Genomic DNA, 9,360 nt, shown 5'->3' with positions numbered 1-9,360 from the left:
GTACCTGCGGCCGTCAACAACGCCCCAAGATAAGCAATCACACCAATGACAACCGCAAACCAGAACCAACCGGTCCGCGTTTCAGTGTGTGCGCCTGTAAAGGTGATTGAGAAAAACATGACCAATGGCACAACGACAATTTGGACACCTTGTTGTCCTAGCGTTGAACCAAAGCGTGCCACCGTACCAAACTTTTCACGCGTACTGCTATCAAGTGATAACGCTGGTAGCATTGACCAGAACGCAATATCCTTAAACGAATAGAATGCATCCAACGTTACAAATACAATGCCAAACAAAACCAAGTAAAGCATTGGATGAGCGGTTGCTAGCCCGCCAAAATTCGTAAAAATAACAACCAACAATACTGAACTAATTAGCCCGGCAATAATTAGCCATGGCTTAAATTTTCCCCAACGGGTCCTTGTATTATCAACGATACCACCAATGATTGGATCGAAAATAATTTCCACTAACCGAATACCCACAATCATCGTTGTGACCCAGCCAATCATTTGATTGTTAAATGCCTTGTCCGGCGTATCAAACAATTGTCCTGTCACGAAAATCATAAAATAAGTACTCAATGTCGCGTAGAAGGCATCGTGCCCAAACGCCCCTGCCGCATACGACAGATACTGCTTCACCTTATTCATGTTAAATTATCCCCCAATAATTTGGTTTCATTATTACCCTACTAATTAATAATAAAGCGCTTTCATTTTAGAAAAAGGACATATAAAACCAAAAAATATAACTTATTGAAACAGTGTGATGAGCAGCACAAAAAGAGGTTGAGACAGCAGCAGCCGTCTCAACCTCAACCAGGTTATGTTTGCCAATGGCGATAATTCAATGGACTAACGCCCGTTTGCTTTTTAAAAACTTTACCAAAGTAGGCTGGATCTGCATAACCGCTTTGTTCAGCCACGACATTAATTTTTAAATATTTTTGTGATACCAGCAGTTTCTTGGCATGACTAATTCTAATCTGTGTCAGGTATTCACTCGGTGTCTGCTGCACTAATCGATTAAACACCCGATTAAGATACTGCGTAGACACTGACAACATTGCTGCTAGTTGGCTAATTGAAATATCCTCTGCTAGGTGCTCCTGCATATACGCAATCGCCGGTCCAACATATTGTTGAAAATCTGGTTGATGTTGATCAATCGTTTGTTTCTGATGGCGAGTCAGACACAGCAATAACTGATAGGCAGCCGCCGAGATTGCTAGATCATCCGCCGGCTCATGACCTAATCGCGTCAATAACGTCTCATGTAGCCGTTCATACACCAGTGCATCACTTGCCTCAATCAGAACAAACTCTGAATTCACCATTTGTTTTTGTAAATCATCAACCAAGGACCCTTGGAAGGTTGCAAACCGGACCTGCCACGGTTCGTTGCCAATCGGCTCATACCGGTGTGGCACGCCAGGGGCAATTAAAATCCCCATGCCAGGCGCCAACTCATAGCGTTTGTCACGCACCCAAAACGCCCCCGTTCCAGTTTGTGACTGCAACCAATGAAAGTGCGGAAAACCCTGATAGCGAATAATAACCCCCTGTTGCCATTCCGCCCCCACGTGTTCAACCATGACTGGCAAACTTAAATCTGCCACATTAAAAAATGTTCGCAATTGTTTCGCCCCCTCGACTATTAGATTGCCCCTTGAGTATATGTCAGGAATGCGGTTAGCACAACGGCAATTCTGCCCTAAATATAAAAAAGCAGTCACCAACGCGACTGCTTTTGGAACGCCCTAAATATCCGGTAACGCTAATTCTTCACCTTGAATCAATGGCACCTTTTTCATAAATACTAGTTTCATTAAGATGCCCAATAGTAAGGGCACCACAATAAACGCCAGTATCACCCGAATACCTAATAAGTCACCCTGCGACTCATTCAGCGCAGTCAAGGGGCCAATAAAGCCGGACAAGCCAAAGCCGGCGGAAAAGGCCGTGCCTGACATCCCCAGCAAACTCGCTACGCCGCCACTCACACCGGCAGCTAGTAATACCGGCATGAATAATTTCGGATGTGATAACATGTTGGCCATCTGAATTTTAGGTGAACCCATAAAGTGGGCAATGATTGCCCCACCTGAATTTACGCCAGCTCCCATCACAGCATGCGTAATCGCTGCAGCGACAATCCCGGCATTCGCAGCGCCCGATCCAACGCCGGACAAACCAATCGCCGTGGCAATGCCAACTGATGAGAGTGGCGACACAATTAAGAAGGCGAAAAGCATCCCCAACAAGACCCCCATCAACAATGGTGATACCCGGGTTGCTTGGGCGACGACTTGACCCACTGCACCTTGCACCGCCACCATGATTGGCAATGTCAGTAGAACAATCCCACCACTGATAAGTAGTACAACCAATGGTTCAAAGACCATCCGTAATTGACCCAGTAATCGACTACTCAAGCAGGCCACATAACTGGCAATCAAAGTCGTTAACATGATATTCAAAATCACCCCAGTACCGGCAATCATGTACGCATCGCCCTTAACTGTCACAACGCCCGATGCGACAAAAGTTGCCAACGCCATTGAGGCTGTTTCCAAATTAGACAGGCGCAACATATTACCAACAACAAATGCGGCAATCAAGGGTAACGTGCTTTGCGCCAATGCGACCATTACTTCAACTTGCCCAACCAGCCCTGTTTGCGGTAGCGCTTTGAGTAGTTGGCTAATCAAAGCGGCCGGAATTAACGCGGCGACAACCGCAAATGAGTTCCCGTTCAGAACGGCCATGATGGTTGGCTTTACTGCTAATTGTGGTTTTTCCATTATGCTCACCTCTCAATTTCATGTGGTGATGTCTCACCGTTCAAGATTAATTGCACATCATCCAGGGCAATATCAACCATATTTTGCACCGCAATATTCGTAAAGAAGGCGATATGCGGTGTCAACATGACATTCGACATCGCGTGCAACTTTTCGATATTTGGCTGACTCGTCAAGCCGTCATCTTGGTGATCGACATTAAAGATGGTTTCTTCACCTGACACGGTGTCCAACGCTACTCCGGCCAATTCGCCTGTCTCCAAGGCTGTAATTAATGCTGCCGTATCGATTACCGGTCCGCGACTCGCGTTCACCAAGCCCGCGGTTGGCTGCATTAACGCAAATTCAGCAGCTCCAATTAGTCCAACTGACGTCTCATTTAAATCAACGTGTAGGCTGACCACATCCGCCCGCTGCAACAAATCCGCTTTGGTTGTGTACGTCACAATACCTGCCAAATCATCGCGCGGATTAACGTCATAACCAAGGACCGTTGCCCCCAACGCGGCCAATAATTTGGCCAAGGCACCACCAATCCGGCCAACACCAATAATGCCAATGGTTGCGGAATGAATTTCCTTGGCCTGCAACCCGCCCCAGCGGTAATCATTGTTTGCCACACGGCGATCAACTTCATAAGACTTACGTAGCAGACGTAGGATTTGCATCAGGGCATGTTCGGCGACGCTTCGTGGTGAGTAGGCCGGGACATTTGTCACACGCAAGCCATGTTCATGGGCGAGTGGCACATTTATCACATCATACCCAGCTGTTCGCGTTGAAATTTGTTTCAAACCAGCTTCAGCTAATTGTGCGTAAATTGCATCAGCTAATCGATTCCGTTGTTGCATAATTACCCCATCAACCGCCGCCAATTGGTCAAGGTTATCTTCCAACGGTGCTGCTGACGTGATAATCTCAACTCCCGTCCGGGCCGTGTAGGCTGCAATTGCTGCTTCTTCATCATCTCGAACACTTGTCATCAAAATTTTCATAGTTTTATTCTCCTACAGTCATTGCTGTTTGCATGTATGTCTTAATGCGTTGCATGGCTTCCGTCAAAGTTGCCAAACTCGTTGCGTAACTGAGACGTAAGTAACCGGCCCCACCTTGACCAAACGCACTACCCGGGATAACTGCCACGTGGGCATTTTCAGCAAGTGCCAGGGCAAATGCACGATCGTCTTGGTTATGCGTAGCCGGAATTTTAGCGAAAACGTAGAAGGCGCCACCTGGTGTTTCAACCTCAAACCCAGCTGCCCGCATCTGTTCCACCACGAAATCGCGCCGTGCAGCGTATTGTGCTTTCATTGCTAAGGTTGCTGCATGCCCTGCTTCGGTTCCTAACGCCACGGTTGCGGCAGCCATCGCCGGATTGGATGGTGACGTCACCACTAGTTGGTGGGTCATTCCCACCGTGCGCATCAAGCCCGCCGGTCCGGCTATAAACCCGATGCGGTAACCCGTCATGGCATGTGACTTAGACACCCCATTTAGCAACAACGTCTGGCCCGGCAAGTAGGTGGCAATTGACACATGGGCGGTTTCGTAAACTAATTCTGAATAGATTTCATCAGCAATCACGATGATGTCCGTGTCAGCCAGGACAGTTGCTAACGCCTCTAATTCTGCGGCTGAATATGTCACCCCCGTTGGATTAGAGGGGTAATTCAAGACAATTGCCTTGATCGCATCACCGTGTTCCGCAATCGCCGCCCGTAATTGCGCCGGCGTCAACACAAATCTCGTTGCGCTAGTATCCAAGTACACGGGTTCACCACCATTCATGAGCGTAATGGCATCATAGAGTGGGAAAGTTGGTGTCGGAATTAAGACTTTGTCGCCTGGATTCAATACAGCTGTTAACGTGGCATAGATTGCCTCAGTCGCGCCGATTGTAATCACTACTTCTGTATCCGCATCGTATGTTAACCCATAGCGGTCAGCCAAGAAATTGGTTGCAGCCTCCCTTAACGCCACCGACCCATTGCCTGGCGCGTAGTGGGAATCATTGGCAGTGATGCTATTAATGGCTGCAGTTTTTGCGACTTCAGGCACATCGAAATCGGGTTCACCGAGCGTTAACTTAATCATGTCTGGCATCGCCGAAACTTTCGCATCAAACGCTCGAATTTCGTTGGGCTGGATTTTCGCTAAATCTTGGTTCAATCGTTGGCTGAGTGACTCTTTCATCGTGGGCATAATCATTTCTCCTTTAGACAATAAAAAACCGGACGTTTCCTTAATGGAAAACATCCGGTTACCTGGTAAACACGTATTCGCAAAAAATCGCGGGCGTTTTATTTGGTTTCTCGGATGTTTTAATCACTATCCGAGAAGCCGTGCAAAAATGCTTTTAGCTCAATTCGGATAGTTGCCGAAAGAACCAAAAGTAATAGACGTTTGTAGTTGTAATTGTTGGCGTCATCATCATTTTTGCTCTCCTTGATTTCTTGATGGTTTTAATTCTAATCTCTTTCTAATTATTGTCAACAGTTTATCATAATGAATGTTAATTACCCAATCCAGCTACTGTCACAGGATAATTGACCAACTTAGCCTTGCTTTCAAAATGTTGTGTCACGTAGGTGCTCACTTCAGTCGCAGTTAAATCAACCAATTCAAACGGATCAACTACCTCCCGAACCGCTTGTTTCTTGAGATACGTCAATAAGACTGGTGCAGCTGCCAGATTAGCATTAATAAACTGTAAAACACGGGTGTCACGTAACGTTATTTCTATAAAGGTCCAGAAATGACTATAAGGTAAGACTGCCGAACTATAACGAGATAACGACTGCAGGACACCTACTTCAACCCGCGATACATCTTCATATGTGACTGTCTCAATCTCGCTACCGGTTGCGTCTTGCAATTTAATACCGTTATCTGCTAGCGTTAACGCCCCAATCTCACGACCGCTCCGTGGCGCTAACATCAGCCCCCAAGATAACGCTGTGCTTTTAGTCGCATCGAAGTGATTACCAGCAATCGTTAAGCTAACCTCTTCAACTTTGCGACCTAAATTACCCGCCAAATCATTAAACGCAATTGGGGTATGAATCGTCAAATTATTCGCCATCTGTATTCACCTGTCTTTCTAAAAACAAAAGACGGCCTACCCTAGAGGATAGACCGTCGCTTCTAATAGAGCGTACCTAATCGATTACACGGAGATGTAACCGGACACGCTAACATTTTGGGTTATCATGTTATCCGCATCCCCCCTTTCAGGGAATTCGTTGACTCACTAACAATTTTTAGGCGTTTTCAGCAGCCTCAGCTTCTTGCTCTTGAGCCAACAACATCTTGTCATAACGCTTAGCAAATGGCCAGTAGATCGCAGCTGACATTACCAAAACAACAGCTTGCCAAACGGCCATCTTCCACCCACCGATCAAGAATCCTGAAATAATTGGTGGTGTCGTCCAAGGTGCGGCCACACCGTTTAGTGGTGGCACAATACCGAAGTAGATGACTAAGTATGTTGATGCGGCAACTAGCACCGGCGTCAAGAAGAATGGAATCGCCAAGAATGGGTTCAAAACCAATGGCAATCCGAACAAGAATGGTTCGTTAATGTTGAACAAACCTGGTACAGCTTCAATCTTTCCCAATGACTTCAATTGCACTGAACGCGCAGCCACCAAGGTAAAGATCACCAAACCAATGGTAATACCTGATCCAGTCAGGTTAATGAAGTTGTTGTAGAACTCGTTGGTCACGATGTGGGCACCGTTAGCCAATGACAACTTGCCAGCGTGGTACAAAGCCGCATTATCAAATGTGTTTGGTACCAACAAACCAGTTGTAATGGCTCCCATAATCAATCCACCGTGGACACCGAAGAACCAGAAGAACGGTACCAAGAAGGCGATAATCAAAGCGCCACCGAATGAATCTGACAATCCTTGCAGTGGTGTTTGGATCAACGTGTAAATCGTTTGCAACAAGTCTTCCTTCACAATGAAGCTGAAGAAAGCGTAGATAAACATCGCCACGGTAATCAAAACACCCGCTGGAATCATTGCCGTAAATTGGTTCGCAACGTTAGCTGGCACTTGCTCAGGCAACGTAATCTTCCAACCGGCACGCAACATAGCTGAGTATCCCCAACCGACGAAGATACCAATCAAGATGGCGGCAATCATTCCCTGACCACCCAGCCAGGTGATGTTGATTGCCCCAGTAACTGGTGACGTCAAGAAAGTTTGCAAAGCGTGTGGCAACTTATCGATGTGTTCTGCTACTTGTGTCCCTGATAAGCTACCAACTCCTGAACCAGCCTTACCCATTGCTGCTGACAATGGTGAGGCAACTTGCAATGACTGCAAGCCCAGGAAGATTGCAAGTGAGGTCAAACCAGCAGGTAAGGCCTCAAACCCTTCATTACGTACATAAACATAGGCAATTCCAACAACCGCCCAGACCGCCATGATCCCGAATGATGTGGTATATGCCTGGGTAAAAATGGCACTCCAACCCGAATCAGTCAACGCTTGCGCAACTGGCTTATACGGGATATTTGATAAGATCAAAAAGATTGACCCAATGATGATGAATGGTAATGAGTAAACCATCCCATCTTTCAGGGCATTCATCGCCTTCGTATTAACAACTTTCATAATGGGTGGCAGCAACTTCTCGCTGACCCAATTACCTCGTCCAACATTATCCATAATGTTTCCCCCTAAAGTGGCTACAGCTTATCCCCGTTTGTCGCCATGACCTGTTTGAACCAATGATAAGATTTTTTAGGTACGCGCCTCATATCCTTCAAATCATGGTTCGACCGGTTGACGTAAACAAAGCCATAACGTTTCTCCATATCTGCATGAGAACTTGGGATATCAATTAAGCCCCAACCCAAGTAACCCAGTACTGCGACACCATCTTCAAACATGGCGTCTTTCATGGCCTGAATATGGTCACGATGATATGAAATTCGCCGCTCATCTGCAATTTCATGAACACCGTCCCATGTTTCATGTAACCCAATCCCATTTTCGATTGGGAACATTGGCACACGATAACGACTGTACACATCCGCCAAGATTGTCCGGAAGCCCAATGGATCAATCGTCCACTGCCAGTCATTCGTCTCTAAGAAACGATTCGTCTCATTTGCTGTGTTTAAATAACGATTCGGCGCCTCACCGGCTGGAATCTTATCTGCATTGACTGTATCCGTTCGATAATACGAAAACGCCAAGAAATCTGCATGCATCTTACTTAGTACAGAGGCATCTTCCGGTTGGTAATCCCAATCGATCTCATGGACCTTCACATAGTGCATGACTTCATGTGAATAACGGCCCAAAACAAACGCATCATATAGGTTGTTGTTCAAAAATTCATTCAACTTACGCGCTGCATAGACATCTTCTGGTTTCGATGTCGCCGGATACGTTGCCGCATGGGCTAGCATACCGCCAAGTTGTAAGCCTGGATACTTGGTATGCGCAATCGCATCCAAGCGCGCATGGGCCAACATCGTATGATGGAAGATGCGATACATCTCTGACAACGTCCGTTCCCCATGGTCATAACCTGAAATCTCAAACACCTCATCGGTAAAATACAGATTATGTTCATTGAACGTAATCCAGTATTTAACCCGATCACTGAAACGCTTGAACATCTCGGCGCCAAACCGGACAAAGGCGTCAACCGTATGTCGTGACATAAAGCCGTTATCTGATTTCGCTAACGCCAGTGGCATATCAAAATGATATAAATTCACCATTGGTTCAATGCCGCGTGCAATCATCGCATCAATCAAATCGCTGTAATACTGGATGCCAGCCTCATTAAACGCCCCATCACCATCTGGCACGACCCGGGACCATGAAATTTGGATACGGTACATGTTCATCCCCATATCCGCCATTAAATCCAAATCTTCGGCATAACGATGATACTCATCAATCGCATCATGCCAATCCATTGTGTGATCAGTGGCTGGTCGCACGTCATACACTGACAGTCCCTTACCGTCTTCCTGCCAGGCACCTTCTGTCTGCATTGATGACACTGAGTTACCCCAGAAAAAATCTGCCGGCATGTTTGGTTGCGTCATGCTACACCTCCAAATCTTCACCGTTAGATGCAATAACCTGCTGGTACCACTTGAACGAATCCTTACGATATCGTTCGCCACTACCTTGACCCATGTCGTCTAAATCAACATAGATAAAGCCATATCGCTTCAACATCTCACCCGTTGAAGCTGAGACAATATCGATGCCTGACCATGGTAAGTAACCAATCAACGGAATGCCATCCAACACAACCGCGCGTTCCATCGCTTCGATGTGGCCTTGGAAGTAGGCAATGCGATAATCATCATGCACAGTGCCATCAGCTTCCAACTTGTCATAAGCGCCAAAGCCATTCTCAACGATAAACATTGGCTTATGCCAGCGATCCCACATCCAGTTCATGGCCCAACGGACGCCGACTGGATCAATTTGCCAGCCCCAATCCGACTTCTGTAAGAATGGATTATCGCCATGATTACTTTCTTCGTTGTAGGCGAGCCATTCATCACC

Annotated in this window: 9 protein-coding genes; all 9 read right to left on the bottom strand. The window is 46.6% G+C overall.

Annotated elements, in window-relative coordinates; all coding sequences use genetic code 11:
* Nucleotides 1-656, bottom strand: a 656-nt coding sequence (locus tag WEIDD23_RS14480) for an MFS transporter (protein ID WP_242865427.1), incomplete at its 3' end; no start/stop codon positions are given.
* 173 nt (nucleotides 657-829) lie between these two features.
* On the bottom strand, nucleotides 830-1,642 hold the full coding sequence (locus WEIDD23_RS04650) for an AraC family transcriptional regulator (protein ID WP_010375242.1): 813 nt from the start codon (nucleotides 1,640-1,642) through the stop codon (nucleotides 830-832).
* 123 nt (nucleotides 1,643-1,765) lie between these two features.
* Nucleotides 1,766-2,809 carry a PTS sugar transporter subunit IIC gene (locus tag WEIDD23_RS04645; protein ID WP_062358803.1) on the bottom strand — a complete coding sequence of 348 codons (1,044 nt, stop codon included), beginning with the start codon at nucleotides 2,807-2,809 and terminating at the stop codon, nucleotides 1,766-1,768.
* Nucleotides 2,810-2,814: 5 nt separating this feature from the next.
* Nucleotides 2,815-3,804 (bottom strand): NAD(P)-dependent oxidoreductase, encoded by a 990-nt coding sequence (locus tag WEIDD23_RS04640; RefSeq protein WP_010375248.1) that lies wholly within the window; start codon nucleotides 3,802-3,804, stop codon nucleotides 2,815-2,817.
* Between the two features lie 4 nt (nucleotides 3,805-3,808).
* Entirely contained in the window at nucleotides 3,809-5,011 is a 1,203-nt protein-coding gene (locus WEIDD23_RS04635; protein WP_062358802.1) for an aminotransferase class I/II-fold pyridoxal phosphate-dependent enzyme, read from the bottom strand.
* 310 nt (nucleotides 5,012-5,321) lie between these two features.
* Nucleotides 5,322-5,891, bottom strand: a complete 570-nt coding sequence (locus WEIDD23_RS04630; RefSeq protein ID WP_062358801.1) for a hypothetical protein — start codon at nucleotides 5,889-5,891, stop codon at nucleotides 5,322-5,324.
* A 178-nt stretch (nucleotides 5,892-6,069) separates the two neighbouring features.
* Entirely contained in the window at nucleotides 6,070-7,488 is a 1,419-nt protein-coding gene (locus tag WEIDD23_RS04625; protein ID WP_010375256.1) for a PTS sugar transporter subunit IIC, read from the bottom strand.
* A 20-nt stretch (nucleotides 7,489-7,508) separates the two neighbouring features.
* Entirely contained in the window at nucleotides 7,509-8,888 is a 1,380-nt protein-coding gene (locus WEIDD23_RS04620) for a glycoside hydrolase family 1 protein (RefSeq protein ID WP_010375259.1), read from the bottom strand.
* Between the two features lies 1 nt (nucleotide 8,889).
* On the bottom strand, nucleotides 8,890-9,360 hold a 471-nt coding region (locus WEIDD23_RS04615), incomplete at its 5' end, for a family 1 glycosylhydrolase (RefSeq protein WP_156469578.1).

The organism is Weissella sp. DD23, from assembly GCF_001579105.1.
In the GTDB taxonomy this organism is placed as follows: domain Bacteria; phylum Bacillota; class Bacilli; order Lactobacillales; family Lactobacillaceae; genus Weissella; species Weissella cibaria.
This window is presented reverse-complemented; position numbering and strand designations above follow the sequence as displayed.

Excerpts from the sequence above, each read along its gene's own strand:
- WEIDD23_RS04645 (WP_062358803.1), bottom strand. The coding sequence starts at position 2,809 with ATGGAAAAACCACAATTAGCAGTAAAGCCAACCATCATGGCCGTTCTG.
- WEIDD23_RS04640 (WP_010375248.1), bottom strand. The coding sequence starts at position 3,804 with ATGAAAATTTTGATGACAAGTGTTCGAGATGATGAAGAAGCAGCAATT.
- WEIDD23_RS04635 (WP_062358802.1), bottom strand. The coding sequence starts at position 5,011 with ATGCCCACGATGAAAGAGTCACTCAGCCAACGATTGAACCAAGATTTA.
- WEIDD23_RS04630 (WP_062358801.1), bottom strand. The coding sequence starts at position 5,891 with ATGGCGAATAATTTGACGATTCATACCCCAATTGCGTTTAATGATTTG.
- WEIDD23_RS04625 (WP_010375256.1), bottom strand. The coding sequence starts at position 7,488 with ATGGATAATGTTGGACGAGGTAATTGGGTCAGCGAGAAGTTGCTGCCA.
- WEIDD23_RS04620 (WP_010375259.1), bottom strand. The coding sequence starts at position 8,888 with ATGACGCAACCAAACATGCCGGCAGATTTTTTCTGGGGTAACTCAGTG.